Here is a 17,246-nt window from a genome sequence, read left to right on the forward strand (position 1 = left end):
ACGCGTCAGGCCGCGGAGCGCGTGAGGTCGCCGCGGCCACGACCTGCCAGACTTGTCGCGTCTCGACCCCGACGACGTCGTCGCCGTCCTGAGAGGACCCCAGCGCAGTGACCTCCGCACATCTCCCGCGCCTCGATCCGACCTCGCTGCCGCCGGCGGTCGACGTGTCGGACAACACCGCCGAGCTGGCCCGGGTCGACGCGGTCATCGCCGCCGGGCCGTTCGACGCCACCTGGGACTCGCTCCGCGGGTACGAGGTGCCGCGCTGGTATCAGGACGCGAAGTTCGGCGTCTTCCTCCACTGGGGCGTGTACTCCGTGCCCGGATTCTCCGACGAGTGGTACTCGCGCAACATGTATCTCGAGAGCCGGCGCGAGTTCGACCATCACCGAGCGACCTACGGCGAGCACGCCGAGTTCGGCTACAAGGACTTCATCCCGTCGTTCACGATGTCGGAGTTCGATCCCGACGACTGGGCGGCGCTCTTCCGCCGGGCGGGCGCGCAGTTCGTCGTGCCCGTCGCCGAGCACCACGACGGCTTCGCGATGTACGACACGGCGCGCTCGCGCTGGTCTGCGTCGCGAATGGGTCCGCAGCGGGACGTGTTCGGCGAGCTCGCCGCCGCGGTCGACCGCGCGTGGATGGTGCCCGGAGCGTCATCCCATCGGGCCGAGCACTGGTTCTTCATGAACGGCGGCTCGCGGTTCGACTCGGATGTGCGCGATCCGGCCTACGCGGACTTCTACGGCCCGGCGCAGCGCGAGGAGATCGCGCCGAACGAGCGGTTCCTCGAGGACTGGCTGCTCCGCACGGTCGAGGTCATCGACCGCTACCGCCCGCAGGTGCTCTGGTTCGACTGGTGGATCGAGCAGCCGGCGTTCGAGCCGTACGTGCGCCGGCTCGCGGCGTACTACTACAACCGCGCGGCCGAGTGGGGGCGCGGGGTCGTCATCAACTACAAGTGGCACGCGTTCGCCGACGGGTCCGCGGTCTACGACATCGAGCGCGGTGCGATGGGTGCCATCGAGCCCGTCGTCTGGCAGAACGACACCTCCGTCTCGAAGTCGGCCTGGTGCTGGGTCGAGGGCCACGACTACAAGCGCGTCGACGACCTCATCGGCGAGCTGGCTGATGTGGTGGCCAAGAACGGCGTGCTGCTGCTGAACATCGGGCCGAAGCCCGACGGCACCATCGCCGAGCCGGAGCGCCGGATGCTCGAGCAGATCGGCGAGTGGCTCACCCGCAACGGCGAGGCGATCTACGGCACCCGCCCGTGGACGGTTCCCGGGGAGGGCCCGACGGCGGTGCAGGCCGGCTCGTTCGTCGACGGCGACCGGGCCGCGTTCACCGGTGACGACATCCGCTTCACCATGCGCCACGACGTCACCGGCGACTACCTCTACGCGATCCTGCTCGGGGCGCCGGAGGGCGGCGTCGCGCGCATCCGCTCGCTCGCCGCGACCTCGCAGCTGCTCACCCGCACGATCGACCGCGTCAGCGTGCTCGGCAGCGACGCCGAGGTCGCGTGGGATCGGGCCCCGGAGGCGCTCACCGTCGACCTCGGCGGTCACCCCGACGACACCAGGGTGATCCGCTTCCACCTCGCCCCGACGCCCGTCGCACCGCGCCACGACGTGCTGCACGGCTGACCTCGCCATGTTCGCACCGGACACGCAGATCGGACTCCGATGACCGCCACCGCCCGCGCCGCCATCGACCTCGACGTCGTCGGCCCCACCATCAGCCGGCACCTCTACGGCCACTTCGCCGAGCATCTCGGCCGCTGCATCTACGGCGGCTTCTGGGTGGGTGAGGACTCCGACATCCCGAACATCGGCGGCATCCGCGCGGATGTCGTGGAGGCGCTGCGCCGGCTCGACATCCCGAACCTGCGGTGGCCGGGCGGCTGCTACGCCGACGGGTACCACTGGCGTGACGGCATCGGCCCGCGCGCGGAGCGCCCGCGTCGCGTCAACGTGAACTGGGGCGGTGTCGAGGAGGACAACTCCTTCGGCACGCACGAGTTCCTGCAGCTCACCGAGCTGCTCGGCGCCGAGCCGTATATGAACGGGAACGTCGGCAGCGGCACGGTGCAGGAGATGTCGGAGTGGGTCGAGTACCTGACCCGCCGCGGTGACAGCCCGGTCGTGCGCGAGCGGCGGGCCAACGGCCGGGAGGAGCCCTGGACCATCCCGTTCTGGGGCATCGGCAACGAGGCCTGGGGCTGCGGCGGCAACATGAGCGCGCAGGGCTACGCCGAGCTCGCGCGCCGGTACGCGACCTACCTCCACGACGAGGACGGCAACACGCTGTACCGGATCGCCGCCGGGGCGAACGAGGACGACGTGCTGTGGACCGAGGCCCTGATGAAGGCCCTCACCACGCTCGACAAGCGGGACCCGAGCCGCGTCTTCCAGGGGATCTCGTTCCACTACTACACGCATTCCGGACCGGGCATCAACACCCGTCCAGCGACCGGATTCGATGACGCGGCGTACTGGGGCACGGTCGAGAAGGCGCTCGACATGGAGCGGATCATCCGCGGCCACGAGGCGGTCATGGACGCCTACGACCCCGAGCGCCGGATCGGGCTGGTCTGCGACGAGTGGGGCACCTGGTGGAACGCGGAGCCCGACACGAATCCGTGGTTCCTGTTCCAGCAGAACACGATGCGCGACGCGGTCGTCGCCGGGCTGCACTTCGACGTGTTCCATCGCCACGCCGCCCGGCTCACCATGGCGAACATCGCCCAGACGATCGACGTGCTGCAGGCGATGCTGCTCACGGACGACGACGGCAACCTCGTGCTCACCCCGAGCTACCACGTGTTCGAGATGAACAAGGGCCACCACGACGCGACGAGCGTCCCGGCGCACCTGCTCGCGTCGCCGGACGCCGAGGGGCTGGCGGGCACGCCGGCGGTGTCGCTCTCGGCGAGCGTGCGCGACGGCCACGCTCTGATCTCGCTCACGCACCTCGGGCTCGCCGGTCCGCTCGACGTCGAGCTCGACCTCCGCGGCGTGGTCGCGCTGTCGGCGGAAGGCCGCGTGCTCACCGGGGACGCGGTCGGCGCCTTCAACGACGTCGAGCATCCGGATGCCGTGGCGCCCCGACCGCTCGACACGACCATCGACGCGGGAGTGGTGCGCGTGACGCTGCCGCCGCACTCGTTCGCGACGATCTCGCTGGAGCTGGCTCCCTCGGCCTAGGAGCCCGAACGCAGGCCCGACGCCGACGCCGGTGAGGCATCCTGGGAGATGGCCGACTGACCGCTGAGGCCGTCGTCGCCGTGCCTAGCCTGGTGCCGTCGGCGGACGCATTCGGGTTGCGGGCCGCCGATGCCACCGGGCGAGGCACGGAGTTCGGGTCTCCGGTCTCGCCTCTGGGGACGTCCGTACGAAGCATCGGGAATGACCGGCCGTGCGGGCGTCTCCCATGCTGGAAGACGGTGTCCGGGGCGAGCGCCCCGGACACCGATGTCCGCCGTGCGCTCGTGGGGGGACGAGGCCGGGTCCGGGGGACATGGCGAGTTCGGGGGAAAACCGCCGCGGGCGAATCTATCCGCGAGGCGGACGGGGGACCACAGTGGACCGAGCGGTCTCCCAGGTCACTCCCGGGCCCGTGGGGTCGCCGCACACTGGCACGGGCGAGCCGAGTGGCTCGGTGTCGTATGCCACGCCGCCCGGCTGTCCTGGCGCGTCACTCCTCGGGCGCGTCGAGCTCCCGGCGCAGGTACTTCGGCGCCTGCAGCCGCCACGACTCGATCACGAGCTCGGCGAGGTGATCCGCCGGCGCCGGGCCGAGTCGAATGATGATCTTCGGACCGCCCCACTTCCTCGCGGCGGCGACGAAGACGTCCGGCCGCATCTGCGCGAGCGCGACGGCGTCCTCGTCGTCCGCCAGCGTCACGCCGAGGCACGGCTCGCCGGCCACGATCGCGCGCACGGAGTCCTCCTGGCTCGGCCACGGCATGACCTCCCATGCGTACGGCTTGCGCCGCACGAACCAGGCGAGTCCGCCGCCGGATGGACGCTCCTCGCTGCCCGGGAGGTCCGCGGCGATCCGGGCCACGTCGTCCAGCGTCGGCATCGATGCTCCTCCGTCATCGCAACGGTTCTCATCGAAACGTACTGTCGTCGAGCTCGCCTACGCGAGCGCGCGGTCTCGCGCCGAGCCCCGAGGTCGCACGTCCCTCCTAGGATCCCGGCATGGTGACCTGGACGTCCGTCCTCGGCTGGCGGCTGCGCCGTCACTTCCTCGCCGGGCCTCGCGCCGCGGCGGTGGAGGAGGTCGTCGACCGGCTCGTCGCCATCCCGTCCTGGTCCGGCGACGCGGCGACCGCGATCCGGCTCCGCCTCGCCGAATCCGCCGACGGCGATGTCGCGGCGGCGATCGAGGAGGGGCTGATCTTCTCGACGTACGCCTTCCGCGGCAGCACGCACCTGATGACCCCGAGGTCGGCCGCCGTCCACCTCGCGGTGCGGTGCGCCGGGCGCCAATGGGAGCTCGCGAGCTGGCGGAGCTATTACGGACTCGAACCGGACGACTGGCCGCGCCTGCGCGCGACGGTCCGGGAGGCGCTGCGATCCGGTCCGCTCACGCAGGAGGCGCTGGCGGATGCTGTCGCGGCGGATCCGGCGTACGCGCATCTGAGGTCGGCCCTGGGGGATGGCTCGCAGACGCTGCTCAAGCCGCTCGGGTGGCAGGGCGACCTGTGCTTCAGCCCGTCCGAGGGAGCGACCAGTTTCCGCTCGCTCGAGACCATCCCGGGCTGGACGGGGCTCCTCGACCTCGACGACGCCGGACCGGAGGCCATCCGCGACTACCTCGGCGCCTACGGTCCGTGCACGCCCGATCGGCTGCAGTACTGGCTCGGGGAGGGGCTGAGTGCCGGTCGTCGTCGCATCGAGCGGTGGCTGGACGGGCTCGGCGACGAGGTCGAGCGGTTCGAGATCGAGGGCGAGACCGCGCTGTGCCTGGCGAGTCAGGCGGATGAGATCCGGCGGGCGCCGCCCGAGGAGGCAGTGGTCCTGGTGCCGGGCTCCGATCAGTGGGTGCTCGGCGCCGGGACGTCCGACCCGCGGATCGTGCCGCCGGAGCATCGCGCGCACGCGACGCGCGGCGCGAACCTCGTGCTCGTGGAGGGTCGCATGGCGGGCGTGTGGAAGATCGTCCGGTCGAAGGTCGAGGTCACCTGGCTCGACGAGGATGCGGCCCAGCGCGTCGGCGTCGACTCGCTGCGGACCGCGATCGCCGACCTGGCGACGGCGTCGGGGCGGGAGCTCGTGTAGCCGCTCTCGCGCACGCCCCGCCCCGGCCGCTCACGCGTACTGCGGACGACCCGCCACCCGGTAGGTGAGCCCGACGACGCCGGTCGCGAACACCTTCGACTCCAGCAGCTCGAGGCCGAAGTCGGTGCCGGTCTCGGGGAAGAGCCGCGTCCCCTCGCCGACGATCACCGGGAACTGCACCAGGTTGATCTCGTCGACCAGCTCGTGCTCCAGCAGCCACCGCGCGACGCGGGCGCTGCCGACCAGCAGCAGCTCGCCGCCCGGACGCGACTTCAGCTCGCGGATCGCGGCGGCGATGTCGCCGGACAGCACCGTCGAGCCCTCCCACGACGGATCGGTCAGCGTGTTCGACACCACGTACTTCGGCTTCGAGCTGATCGCCTCGCCGAAGCCGCCGTCGTCGCTGCGCGAGCCCCAGTACTCCGCGAACGAGACGAAGGTGCGGCGTCCCATGAGGAACGCGTCGGGCCGACGCCAGGTGTCGAGGATGTACTGCGTGCCCTCCTCGTCGCCGAGCGGCAGCGCCCAGCCGCCGCGGGTGAATCCGGGGTCGGTCTCCTCGTTGTTGCCGCCGTTCGCCTGCGCGACGCCGTCGAGGGTGACCTGGAGGCTGATGGTGAGCTTCATGGTGAAGTCCTTTCTCTCACCAGGGCTACGAACGGTCCAGACCGGATCCGACAGCGCGACGGATATTCGTTCCGGAGGTTCTGGGAGTCGTGTGCGCAGGGTCCGGTTCCCGCACCGGCTTGTGCTCGCCGATCCCGGCATGCAGGCTGGGGAGCAGTGCAATCGACTCTCTACTTCAGTGCCGCCGCTCCCGGTCTCACTCCGTCGGACATCGCCGCGGTGGTCGAGACGAGTCAGGCGAACAACGCGCGCCTCGACATCACCGGTCTGCTGCTGCACCGATCGGGCTATTTCCTGCAGCTGATCGAGGGCCCGGATGACACGGTCGACGCGCTGATGACGCGGATCACCGACGACGCACGGCACACGGACGTGAAGGTGCTCATCAGCTATCCGATCGAGAGCAGGCAGTTCCCGAGCTGGACCATGGAGTTCGGCAGCGTCCCTCACCAGGGCGACGCCGACCGATCGGGCCACCTCGCCGAGCTCGGCGACGCCTTCACGTCCCCGATCGACAGCTATTCGACCTTCCTCCCGACGCTGCGGACGCTCATCCGCTGGTACGAGTCCCGCCAGGTCAGCACGAGCAGCTAGCCGGTCGAGTACAGCGGCCTATCGGACGTCGGCGGGCGGGTCCATGCTGTGCGCATGGCCGACCACGTCATCAGAGCGCTCACTCCGGAGACCTTCCCCGCCTGGCTCGCACTCGCCGAGAAGCACAACGGGGTCTGGGGCGGCTGCTACTGCAGCTACTTCCACGGTGACACCGTGGAGACGGTGAAGGACGACTACGACCGCGCGACCTTCAAGCGCCGGCTGGTCGACGAGGGCGTCGCCCACGCGGCGCTCGTCTTCGACGGGGATCAGGCGATCGCCTGGTGCCAGTACGGCAGCCCCGCCGAGCTGCCGGGCATCTACCACCGCAAGCAGTACGACGCGGGGGAGACCCGTCCGGCGCCGTGGCGCATCACGTGCTTCTTCGTCGACCGCGACCATCGCCGCCAGGGCGTCGCCCTCGAGGCGCTCCACGGCGCGCTCGACCTCATCGCGCAGGCGGGCGGCGGCGAGGTGGTGTCGTTCCCGAATCAGCTCGAGCCGGGCAAGCGGACGTCGTCGTCGTTCCTCCACAACGTCACGCGGAGCATGTTCGAGGAGGCCGGGTTCGTGTTCGAGCGCCACATCGGCACGAGCAAGACGGTGATGCGGACGACGATCGCGCCGGCCTGAGGTCGATCAGCCCGCCCAGATGGACGACAGTGCGGCGATCGACAGCCGACGCACGCGCGCCGACCCGCCGCGCACCGTCAGTGCGACACCGGGACGGCCGGAGAACCGGGCCGTCGTCGCGGACAGCTCGCCGTGGTTCGCGAACACCTCGATCGAGGCGACGTCGATCACCACGTCGAGGTGGCGGATCGGCGTCGTCGTCGCACCCGCGCCGGCGTCGCCGCCCAGCTCGGCGCCGCGCGCGGTGACGCGGGAGCCGTGCACCTGCAGCTCGAGCTCCGCGCCCGGGTCGAGCTCGAACTCCACCCGCACGCGGACCTGCGACGCGGTGGTGCCGGGCGCCCAGATCCCGCCGTCGGCGAGGGCGCGATCCATCCAGACCTCCTCGCCCTCGACGAGCGAGTCCAACTCGGCGATCGGCGCCCGCTGCAGGCGGAGGCCGTCCGCCGTGCGGTGCAGCGTGAGCTCGCACGGCAGGCTGACCTGCTGGCTGAACGGCATCTGCGGGAAGCGCGAGCCGCGCATCCACGCCACCTGCACCCGGCGGGCGGCCGGACCCGGGCCGGCGGCCCAGCTCTGGGTCGCGTAGAAGCTCGCGCCGACGTCCGGCTGCAGCTGCCCGGTCTCCTCGAGGAAGCCGTCGCCGTCGAAGACGCCGATCGAGTAGCGCCCGTCGCCCCGCACCAGCACCCAGCGCGTCGCGTCCTCGCCCTCGATCGGCAGCTCGAAGAAGTCGGGGCACTCGAAGCTGTCGTCGATCGTGGCGCCGGTGGCCCGCCAGTGCAGCAGGTCGTCGGAGACGAGGAAGTGGTAGCGCTCGTCGCCGTAGAGCACCATCGTCCAGCGTCCGCGCGCGTGATCGCGGAAGACCATCGGATCGCGCTCCGGGAACTCCATCAGCGGGTTGCCGGGCCAGTGCGACCAGGTGCGCCCGCGGTCGAGGCTGTACGAGACGCACTGCGTGCGGTTGTCGTTCCGCGACCAGAACGCGACCATCGGCGGGGTCACCCCATCGCCGAGCCCGGAGCTGTTGTCGACGTCGACGACGCAGCTGCCCGACTGCACGCCGGTCTCCAGCGCCTCCTCGAAGAACGCCGGCTCGAGCTCCGTCCAGTGCACGAGGTCCGCACTGACGGCGTGGATCCAGCACTTGTTCCAGCGCTGGGCGAAGAGGTGGAACTCGCCGTCGAACCACACCAGGCCGTTGAGGTCGTTGAGCCAGCCCTCCTCGCGCTCGGCCGGCTCGTGGCGGCGCATCGCCCACTGCCGGGCGGTGAAGTGCAGCTGCGGCCGGAGTGCCTCGCGATACAGGGGTGCACGGGTCAGATCGGCCTCGGACGCGTCGGTCTGGCGGAGGCCGGCGACGCTGATCCAGCCCCACTCGCGCTCGCGCTCGCCGATCGCCTCGTCCACGATCTCCACCTGCGCGGTGGCGCCGATATGCGCGGACAGGTCGAGCGCGGCGGGATGCGCGCGCTCGGCGCGGCGCCCGGTCTCGCTCTCGACGACCCGGCCGTCGACGAGCAGGTTCACCGCCGTCGAGAACTCGTAGTCGCCGCCGGCGACGAGGAACTCGAGCACCGGGGTCGTGACGACGAACGGCGCGGACCGGAGGCGGCCGCGATCGCCGGGCCGCTTGCCCCGGCTGCTGATCACCACGGCGCCCGGCGGGAAGCCCGCGTCGTCGTCGAGGTCGGTGCGAGGAGCTTCGCCGAACGCGGTGCCGTCGACGGACCAGGCCGCCCAGTCGGCGGCGCCCGGATCGAGGATCGGGCGGCCGGGCTGCGGCGCGGGCGCCGGCTCGGGTCCGGCGGACGGCTGACCGACCACGATGCTCCTTTGCAGACGGCGGCCCGGAGCAGTCGACCCGGACCCGGAGAGTCTGGCGTGCCGGTCTCCGGCTCACAACCGACCGCGGCGAGATCAGCGCACCGGAGACGTTCGCGGGTCGTCGATTCGTCCAGGTCGGCCGTCGTCCGACCCATGGATGCCGCAACCCTCGGGCGTCAGAATCGCAGCGTGTCAACGCCGAGCATCGTCGCCGCAGCCCCGACCCTCGACCTCAGCGGCGCCTGGACCGCGGTGCCCGATCCAGACCGCCGGGGCGAGCGCGACGGCTGGGCCGGCGTCGACCTCGCAGAGCGGACGGATGCGGCGACGCTCTCGCTGCCGGGCTCGGCGCAGACGCAGGGGCTCGGCTCGCCCCCCGACGCGTCGACCGAGTGGGTCGGCGGCGGACGCTCGAACGGCTTCTACGACGAGGAGCGCTACGCGCCCTACCGCGAGCCGGGCGCCTTCAAGATCCCGTTCTGGCTGCAGCCGGAGCTCGTCTACGTCGGGTGGATCTGGTATCAGCGCGAGATCGAGATCGGCCACGGGTTCGACGCCCGCGCGCTGCTCCTCTCGCTCGAGCGGGTGCACTGGGAGTCGACGGTCTGGCTCGACGGCGTGCGGATCGGGTCGGATCGCAGCCTCACGACGCCGCATCGCCACGTGCTCCCGGCGCTCGCCCCGGGCATCCACCGCCTCACGCTCCGGATCGACAACTCGATGATCGTCGACGTCGGACCGAACGCGCACAGCGTCTCCGACCACACCCAGGGCGGCTGGAACGGCGTCATCGGCGCCCTGACGGTCACGGCCGTCGAGCCGGCACGGCTCAGCGCGCTCCAGGTGCATCCGGATGCCGTGGCCCGGACGATCCGGGTGCGCGGCACGGCGACGGCCGACTCGCTGCACGGCGCGGACGGCACGCTGACGCTCGCCGTCCGGCCGCTGACCGATCCGGTTCAGACGACGCCGCCGACCGTGACGGTGCCGATCGACATGCCGTCGGAGAAGTTCACCCGCGGGCGCCCGTCGACGAGCACCCACTTCGACATCGAGGTGCCGCTCGGCGCCGACGCGCGGCTCTGGGACGAGTTCGATCCGTTCCTGTACGAGCTGACCGCGATCTACGAGGCGGCGACGGCAGCCGGGCCCTCCCGCGACGAGCAGGTGACGCGGTTCGGCCTCCGCTCGGTGGAGGCCGTCGGCACGCGCATCCGGGTCAACGGCCGCGAGGTCTTCCTCCGCGGCACGCTCGAGTGCTGCGTCTTCCCGCTCACCGGGTACCCGGCCACCGACGAGGCGAGCTGGGCGCGCATCTTCGCGACCTGCCAGGCGTTCGGCCTGAACCACGTGCGCTTCCACTCCTGGTGCCCGCCGGCGGCGGCGTTCGACGCGGCGGACCGGGCCGGCGTGTACCTGCAGATCGAGTCGCCGATCTGGGCGAACCAGGGCGCGACGATCGGCGAGGGCGGCGACGTCGACGCGTTCCTCTACGAGGAGTCGCAGCGCATCATCGCCGAGTACGGCGACCACCCCTCGTTCCTCCTCATGGCGCACGGCAACGAGCCGTCCGGCCGCGACACCGAGATCCTCGACGAGTGGGTCGCCTACTGGCGGCGCCGCGACGGCCGGCGTCTCTACACGAGCGGCGCGGGATGGCCCGCGCTCGCCGTCAACGACTACGACTGCATCCCCGGACCGCGCGTGCAGGCCTGGGGCGAGGGGCTGGACTCGCGGATCAACGGCCGCAGCCCGGAGACGACGACCGACTACTCGGCCTGGGTCGAGCGCACCCCGCGCCCGATCGTGACGCACGAGGCCGGCCAGTGGTGCGCGTACCTGAGCTTCGCCGAGATCGAGAAGTACACCGGGTTCATGAAGCCGCGCAACTTCGAGATCGCCCGCGACTTCCTCGAGCAGGGCGGCATGGGCCACCAGGCCGCGGACTTCCTCCACGCCTCCGGGCGGCTGCAGGTGCTCGCGTACAAGGAGGAGGTGGAGTCGGCGCTGCGCACGCCGGGCTTCGGCGGCATCCAGCTGCTCGGCCTCAACGACTTCCCCGGCCAGGGCACTGCGCCGGTCGGCGTGGTCGACGCGTTCTGGGAGGAGAAGGGCTACGTCGAGGCCGCCGAGTTCTCGCGGTTCTTCTCGTCGACCGTGCCGCTCGCGCTGCTGCCGAAGCGCACCTGGCGCGCGTCGGAGCCGATCACCGCGGACGTCCGGATCGCGCACTTCGGACCGGCCGCGGTCGACGCCGAGGTGACCTGGGCGGTGGTCGACGACGCCGGTGCGGAGCTCGCCGCCGGCACCGTGCACGCCGGGAACGTCGACCTCGGCAACGAGCGGGCGTACGGCTCGATCTCGGCGCAGCTGCCGCCGCTCGAGCGGGCGCAGCGCGTCCGCCTGGTGCTCGCGGTGCGGGAGCCGGGCGGTGTGGTCCACGAGAACGACTGGGAGCTGTGGGTCTACCCGGCCGTCGACGACACCCGGCTCGCGAGCCCCGAGGTCGTCGTCACCCGCGACGTCGACGACGCCCTCGCCGCGCTCGCCGAGGGCCGCACCGTCCTGCTCGCGCCGCCGTCGGACGCCGTCGTCTCGCCGGTCGAGTTCGGCTTCTCGCCGGTGTTCTGGAACACGTCGTGGACGGCCGGCCAGGCGCCGCACACGCTCGGCGTGCTCTGCGACCCGGCGCATCCGGTGTTCGCGGACTTCCCGACGGATGCGCACACGAACTGGCAGTGGTGGGAGCTCGCCCAGCAGGCGAAGGCGCTCGACCTCAGCGGCATCCCCGTGCTCCAGCCGATCGTGCAGGTGATCGACAGCTGGTTCGACGCGCGGCGGCTCGGTCTGGTCGTCGAGGCCCGCGTCGGCGCCGGGCGGCTGCTGCTCAGCACGATCGACGTGGTGAGCGACCTCGAGGAGCGGATCGTGGCGCGCCGGCTGCGGGCGAGCCTCGTCGCCCACCTCGCGAGCGAGGCGTTCGCGCCCCAGGTGGAGCTGACGCCGGACGAGGTGCGAGGCCTGCTCGGCTGAGGCGCCCCGTCGTCAGCCGTCCGCCGCACGTGCCGCGGTCGAGACCGCGATCTGGTCCTCGACGAGCACGCGGAGCGCCGCGAGTCCCGCCCACTCGTCGGGGTCGGCGCCGTCGTAGACGAGCGCGTAGGGGCCGGCGTATCCGCCGTCCTCGAGCGCGGCGATCGCGCGGCGGTAGTCGACCTCGTCGACCTCGGCGCCGTCCCAGTGCGCCTTCGCGTGCGAGGTCTCGGCGTAGTGCGCCACGCGCGCGAGCTCGTCGTACTTGTCGGTGCCGGCGAAGTTCGCGAGGTCGGCGAGGAAGCCGATCCGGCCCTCCAGCGGATCGAGGATCGCCGAGACGTCCGCGGCGGTCGCGGCCACCGCGAACCAGTTCTCGATCACGACGCGGACATCTACGGCACCCGCCGCGAGGCGGTCGAGCCGGCGCGCGCTGACCTCGAGCGCGTCCGGGGCGCGGGTCTTGCCGGCGATCACGCGGGCACGGGTCGCGCCGAGCGCCGCCGCATCGGCGAGCCAGCCGGCGACCCACGCCTCCCACTCGTCGCCCTCGTCCGGATGGGTCAGATCGCCGTCGTCGACGAGCACCGCGTCGAGGCGGACGCCGGACTCGGCGAGTGCCGAGCGGAGCTCCGCGAGGTACCCGCCGTCGCGGCTCGGCAGGTGGAAATGACAGAGCTGCACGGCGCCGTAGCCGCGGCGGCGCAGCTCGGCCGGCAGCGCGAGCAGCTCCAGCGCCCCCGCCGGATCGGTCAGCGTGCGGTTCAGCGCCCACGACTGGATGGCGATGCGGTCGTCGGTCACGGAGGTCCTCCTCGCGATGGCGGCCGCGGTGCCGGCCATCGTCGTCGACGCTACGGGGATGCGGCGGCGTCCGCGACCGGCGCCCGCCTCAGCGCGCCGCGAGCTCGTACGCCCGCCAGAGCGACGCATAGCGGCCGTCGAGCTCGAGCAGCTCCTCGTGGGAGCCCAGCTCGAGCACCGTGCCCCGGTCGAGCACGGCGATCCGGTCGGCGGACCGGGCGGTCTGCAGCCGGTGCGCGATGAGCACGGTGGTCCGGCCCGCCGCGACCCGCTGCATCGCGGCGGACACCCGGGACTCGGTCGCCAGGTCGAGGTTCGAGGTCGCCTCGTCGAGCAGCAGGATCGCCGGGTCGACGAGCTGCGCGCGCGCGAGCGCGATCAGCTGGCGCTGCCCGGCCGAGAGGGAGCGGCCGCGCTCCGAGATCGCCGACAGGTAGCCGTCGGGGAGGGAGGCGATGAAGGCGTGCGCCCCGACGGCGCGGGCGGCGGCCTCGATCTCGGCGTCCGACGCGTCCGGTCGGCCATAGCCGATGTTGTCGCGCACGGTGCCGCTGAACAGGAACGCCTCCTGGGGCACGTAGCCGAGCTGGGTGCGGTAGGCGGCGAGCTCGAGCGAGCGGAGGTCGTGGCCGTCGGCGAGCACCGCCCCGCGGTCGACGTCGTAGAACCGGGCGATGAGCTTCATCACCGTGGACTTGCCGGCGCCCGTCTCGCCGACGAGCGCCAGCGTCTCGTGCGGGCGGAGATCCAGGTCGATGCCCGAGATCGCCTCCGGGATCGGGAGGGCCGCGTCCTCGGTCGGGCCGAGCCGGGCGTCCGCCGGCCCCCGCCGCTCCGACTCCGCCGGGGGCTCGGGGGCGGTCGGGTACGAGAAGCGCACATCGGCGAGGGCGAGCGCACCGGACAGCCGTCCCGACTCGACGGGACGCTCGGCATCGGGCGTGAGCGACTCGAGCTGCATGAGACCGGCGATCCGCCGCACGGACACGGTCGTCTGCTGCCACGAGTCGAACACCTGCGACAGCTGCTGGATGGGGGAGAAGAACAGGTCGACGTAGAGCAGGAACGCGACGAGGGCGCCCGTCGTCAGCTCGCCGCGGAGGATCAGCGTCGCGCCGAGGCCGAGCACGATCGCGTCGGCCACCGCCGAGAGGAACTGCACGAACGGGAAGTAGGTCGCGACGAGCTTCTGCGCCGCGAGCCGCGACCGCAGGTACCGGTCGCCGAGCTCGCGGAACCGGGAGGTCGTCGCGGACTCGTGCGCGAACGCCTGCGCCTCGTGCACGCCGGAGAGGCTCTCCTGGAAGTCGGCGTTGACGATCGCGATCCGCTCGCGCGCCTGCTCGTACAGCCGGGCGGAGCGGCGCCGGAAGAGCACGGTCGCAACGGCCAGCGGGATCACCACGAGCAGGGTCGCGAGCCCGAGCTCGGGATTGACGATCACCAGGGCCGCACCCACGCCGAAGAACGTGACGATGGCGACGAGGGCGCTGAGCAGGCCGTTCTGCACCAGCTGCTCGAACTGGTCGACGTCGGTCGTCATCCGGGTCATGATGCGCCCGGCCATCTCGCGCTCGTAGTAGTCGAGCGACAGCCGCTGCAGCTGGGCGAAGATGCGGATGCGCAGGGTCAGCATCACGCGCTGCGCGACCCGGCCCATCACGAAGGTCTCCGCGATCTGGTCGGCGAGGTCGACGAGCGTCACGACGAGGAAGGCGGCCGCGGCGAGTGTCACGACCAGCATCGAGCCGTCCTGGATGCCCCCGTCGACGCCGTTCTTCACGAGCACCGGGCCGAGCAGCCCGCAGCCGGCGTCGATCACGACGAGCAGCAGCCCCAGCAGCAGGGGTCGCCGGATGCCGCGGATCACCGCGCCGAGGGAGAACTCCCGCTGCCGGCCGCCCTCCACCTCGACGTCGACGTCCGGCACGTCCCGCACCGGCGGCAGCGCGTCCACCCCCGCCATCAGCTGCGGTGTCGCGGCCAGCGAGCCGCGCACTCCGCCGCCCCCGCCGCCGAGCCCGGGACCGAGCGACGGGGCGCCGGGCGCCGCCCGTCGCGCGCCGTAGCCGCTGCCCGAGTCCGCGGGACGCACCCAGGCGGCGGCGGTGACGCCGTCGTCCACGGTGTGGTCCTGCTCCTCGTCGGCGTGGTCGTCCATGCCGGAGACGAGCGCGCGGTAGGAGGCATTCCGCCCCAGCAGCTCCTCGTGCGAGCCCTGGTCCGCGACGACGCCGCCCTCGACGAGCGCGATCCGGTCGGCGAGCAGCAGCGTGGACTGCCGGTGCGCGACGAGCAGCACCGTGCGGTCGTCGAGCACCTCGTGGAGGCCGTGGTGGATCGCCTCCTCGGTGCGCACGTCGACCGAGCTGGTGGCGTCGTCGAGGATGAGCAGCCGCGGGCGCGTCAGCACCGCGCGGGCCAGCGCGATCCGCTGCCGCTGCCCGCCCGAGAGCGAGAGCCCGCGCTCGCCGACCCGGGTGTCGTAGCCGCGGGGCAGCCGCTCGATGAAGCCGTCGGCCTGCGCGATGCGGGCGGCGGCGCGGATGTCGTCGTCGCTCGCGCCCGGTCGCCCGTACGCGATGTTGTCGCGCACCGACTCGCTGAACAGGAAGCTCTCCTCGAACACGACGGCGATCTGCGATCGGAGCGAGGCGAGCTCGGCGTCGCGCACGTCGCAGCCGTCCACCCGCACGACGCCGTGCTGCGGGTCGTAGAAGCGGGAGACGAGCATCGCGGCGGTCGTCTTGCCGCTGCCGCTCGCCCCCACCAGGGCCACCCGCTCACCCGGCGCGATGCGCAGCGAGAAGCCGCGCAGCACCTGGTGGCGCTCGTCGTCCGCGTCGCCGTAGCCGAAGCGGACGTCGTCGAACTCGACCTCGCCGCGCAGCTCCGGCAGGCGACGCGCACCGGGGGCGTCGGCGATGTCGGGCGCGGTGTCGAGCAGCTGGGTGATGCGCTCCATCCCGGCCCGCGCCTGCTGCACGATCGTGAGCATGCCGGCGAGCTGCCGCGCCGGTGCGAGCATCTGCGCGACGTAGGTCGAGAAGGCGAGGAACGTGCCCAGCGTGATCTGCCCGTCGATCGCGAGCCAGCCGCCGAGCGCGAGCACCGCGACCTGGCCGAACGACGGGATCGTCTCCAGCAGCGGCTGGAACCGAGCCTGGATGCGCGTCGCCCGCATCTGCGAGCCGTACAGGCGGACCGCCGATCGGCCGAGCCGCTCCAGCTCGCGGTGCTCCTGGCCGAACGCCTTCACGACCCGCACGCCCGCGATGTCCTCGTCGACGATCTGCACGAGCTCGCCCTCGCGCTGCTGCGCATCCCAGGTGGCCGGGAACACCCGTGACCGCATCCGGTACGAGACCAGGAACAGGGCCGGCACGATCGCGAGACCGACCAGCGCCAGCACCGGTGACAGCACGATCATCACGGTCAGCGACAGGGCGAGCATCACGAGGTTGCCGCTGACGATCGGCAGGAAGTTCAGCACCGCCATCACGAGCGTGGAGTCGGAGGAGGCCCGCGCCACGAGCTGGCCGGTCGGCATCCGGTCGAGGGTGGAGAAGTCGAGGCGCTGGAGGTGCGCGTGCATGTCGTTGCGGAGATCCGTCTGCACGCGGAGCGCCACCCGGCCGCCGTTGTAGCGGCGCAGCGCGGTCATGACGAAGGCGCCGGCGGCGAGGGCGAGCAGGAGCGCGATCCAGACCGGGAGCCCGCCGGCGCCTGCGCCGATCACCTGGTCGACGATCTGCCGCGCCACGAGCGGGGTCGCGACCTGGCAGGCGCCGCCGAGCAGTGCTGCGCCGAGCGCGATGGCGAGGCCGCCGCGGTAGCGGAGCACGTAGGCGGAGAGGCGCCGGATCCAGCCCGGCTTCCGACCCTCGCGCGCCGCCCCTGTCATCGGGCGCTTGCCGGTGCGGTCGGGTACCCGGCGGCGACGCGCTCCAGCAGCGGGATCACCGCAGCGAGCCGCTCCTGCTCGTCGGGTGCGAGCGCGGTCTCGATCGCCTCGCGCAGGGCGTCGACGCGGAGTGCGCGCACCCGCTGGACCGTGGCGCCGCCGAGCTCGGTCAGCCGCACGAGCACGTGGCGTCCGTCGTCGAGGGCGCGGGTGCGCCGCACGTAGCCGGCCGCCTCGAGCTCTCGCAGCGCCGCCGCGACGTTGGAGGACGTCATCCCGAGCTCCTCCGCGATCTCACCGGGGCGGATGCCGTCTGCGCGGGAGCACCGGCCGACCACGCCGAGCGTGCGCGCCGAGACCGGGGTGACTCCCGCGATCGGCGGGGTCGCCGCGCGGCCGAGCTTGTGGATGGCGCGCACCCGCGAGTGCAGCGCGCGGACCTCCGCTTCGTTCACATCAACTAACTTATATAGCTATCGGCCATAGTCAATCGGTCGCCGCCTCGGCCGCTCAGCCGAGCACACGAAGTC

At 72.2% G+C, this 17,246-nt stretch carries 12 protein-coding genes; 6 read left to right on the forward strand and 6 right to left on the reverse strand.

Annotation, left to right across the window (positions count from 1 at the left end; genetic code table 11):
* Positions 1-107: 107 nt before the first annotated feature.
* A complete protein-coding gene (locus AC1RSJ_RS01890) occupies positions 108-1,649 on the forward strand; it encodes an alpha-L-fucosidase (RefSeq protein ID WP_493116624.1) in 1,542 nt (513 codons plus the stop codon).
* A 39-nt stretch (positions 1,650-1,688) separates the two neighbouring features.
* A complete protein-coding gene (locus tag AC1RSJ_RS01895; protein WP_493116625.1) occupies positions 1,689-3,209 on the forward strand; it encodes an alpha-N-arabinofuranosidase in 1,521 nt (506 codons plus the stop codon).
* Positions 3,210-3,699: 490 nt separating this feature from the next.
* Here the strand turns inward: AC1RSJ_RS01895 and AC1RSJ_RS01900 are convergent, their stop codons facing one another.
* The gene (locus tag AC1RSJ_RS01900; RefSeq protein WP_493116626.1) at positions 3,700-4,089 is read right to left on the reverse strand and encodes a hypothetical protein; all 390 of its coding nucleotides are present in this window, start codon (positions 4,087-4,089) and stop codon (positions 3,700-3,702) included.
* Positions 4,090-4,208: 119 nt separating this feature from the next.
* On the opposite strand from AC1RSJ_RS01900, the gene AC1RSJ_RS01905 reads away from it, so the two are divergent.
* Positions 4,209-5,291 carry a DNA glycosylase AlkZ-like family protein gene (locus AC1RSJ_RS01905; RefSeq protein WP_493116627.1) on the forward strand — a complete coding sequence of 361 codons (1,083 nt, stop codon included), beginning with the start codon at positions 4,209-4,211 and terminating at the stop codon, positions 5,289-5,291.
* 30 nt (positions 5,292-5,321) lie between these two features.
* Here the strand turns inward: AC1RSJ_RS01905 and AC1RSJ_RS01910 are convergent, their stop codons facing one another.
* The gene (locus AC1RSJ_RS01910) at positions 5,322-5,918 is read right to left on the reverse strand and encodes a dihydrofolate reductase family protein (protein ID WP_493116628.1); all 597 of its coding nucleotides are present in this window, start codon (positions 5,916-5,918) and stop codon (positions 5,322-5,324) included.
* Between the two features lie 156 nt (positions 5,919-6,074).
* Between AC1RSJ_RS01910 and AC1RSJ_RS01915 the strand changes: the two genes are divergently transcribed.
* Both AC1RSJ_RS01915 and AC1RSJ_RS01920 read left to right on the forward strand, forming a co-directional pair.
* Complete coding sequence (locus AC1RSJ_RS01915; protein WP_493116629.1) at positions 6,075-6,512, forward strand: BLUF domain-containing protein; 438 nt, start codon at positions 6,075-6,077, stop codon at positions 6,510-6,512.
* A gap of 54 nt (positions 6,513-6,566) precedes the next feature.
* On the forward strand, positions 6,567-7,145 hold the full coding sequence (locus AC1RSJ_RS01920; RefSeq protein WP_493116630.1) for a GNAT family N-acetyltransferase: 579 nt from the start codon (positions 6,567-6,569) through the stop codon (positions 7,143-7,145).
* A 6-nt stretch (positions 7,146-7,151) separates the two neighbouring features.
* On the opposite strand, the gene AC1RSJ_RS01925 is transcribed toward AC1RSJ_RS01920, so the two are convergent.
* Positions 7,152-8,975 carry a glycoside hydrolase family 32 protein gene (locus AC1RSJ_RS01925; protein WP_493116631.1) on the reverse strand — a complete coding sequence of 608 codons (1,824 nt, stop codon included), beginning with the start codon at positions 8,973-8,975 and terminating at the stop codon, positions 7,152-7,154.
* Positions 8,976-9,164: 189 nt separating this feature from the next.
* Between AC1RSJ_RS01925 and AC1RSJ_RS01930 the strand changes: the two genes are divergently transcribed.
* A complete protein-coding gene (locus AC1RSJ_RS01930; RefSeq protein ID WP_493116632.1) occupies positions 9,165-12,008 on the forward strand; it encodes a DUF8487 domain-containing protein in 2,844 nt (947 codons plus the stop codon).
* Positions 12,009-12,020: 12 nt separating this feature from the next.
* Here the strand turns inward: AC1RSJ_RS01930 and AC1RSJ_RS01935 are convergent, their stop codons facing one another.
* The 3 genes from AC1RSJ_RS01935 to AC1RSJ_RS01945 form a co-directional block, all read right to left on the reverse strand.
* Positions 12,021-12,812 carry a sugar phosphate isomerase/epimerase family protein gene (locus tag AC1RSJ_RS01935; RefSeq protein WP_493116633.1) on the reverse strand — a complete coding sequence of 264 codons (792 nt, stop codon included), beginning with the start codon at positions 12,810-12,812 and terminating at the stop codon, positions 12,021-12,023.
* Positions 12,813-12,900: 88 nt separating this feature from the next.
* Positions 12,901-16,716: an ABC transporter ATP-binding protein gene (locus tag AC1RSJ_RS01940; protein WP_493116634.1), complete on the reverse strand. Its 3,816-nt coding sequence runs from the start codon at positions 16,714-16,716 to the stop codon at positions 12,901-12,903.
* Positions 16,713-17,171 carry a MarR family winged helix-turn-helix transcriptional regulator gene (locus AC1RSJ_RS01945; RefSeq protein WP_493116635.1) on the reverse strand — a complete coding sequence of 153 codons (459 nt, stop codon included), beginning with the start codon at positions 17,169-17,171 and terminating at the stop codon, positions 16,713-16,715. The genes AC1RSJ_RS01940 and AC1RSJ_RS01945 overlap by 4 nt, the downstream gene beginning before the upstream one ends.
* Between the last annotated feature and the right edge of the window lie 75 nt (positions 17,172-17,246).

It is taken from the genome of Schumannella sp. GW821-FHT10F01 (assembly GCF_058809295.1).

Excerpts from the sequence above, each read along its gene's own strand:
- AC1RSJ_RS01895 (WP_493116625.1), top strand. The coding sequence starts at position 1,689 with ATGACCGCCACCGCCCGCGCCGCCATCGACCTCGACGTCGTCGGCCCC.
- AC1RSJ_RS01900 (WP_493116626.1), bottom strand. The coding sequence starts at position 4,089 with ATGCCGACGCTGGACGACGTGGCCCGGATCGCCGCGGACCTCCCGGGC.
- AC1RSJ_RS01905 (WP_493116627.1), top strand. The coding sequence starts at position 4,209 with ATGGTGACCTGGACGTCCGTCCTCGGCTGGCGGCTGCGCCGTCACTTC.
- AC1RSJ_RS01910 (WP_493116628.1), bottom strand. The coding sequence starts at position 5,918 with ATGAAGCTCACCATCAGCCTCCAGGTCACCCTCGACGGCGTCGCGCAG.
- AC1RSJ_RS01920 (WP_493116630.1), top strand. The coding sequence starts at position 6,567 with ATGGCCGACCACGTCATCAGAGCGCTCACTCCGGAGACCTTCCCCGCC.
- AC1RSJ_RS01940 (WP_493116634.1), bottom strand. The coding sequence starts at position 16,716 with ATGACAGGGGCGGCGCGCGAGGGTCGGAAGCCGGGCTGGATCCGGCGC.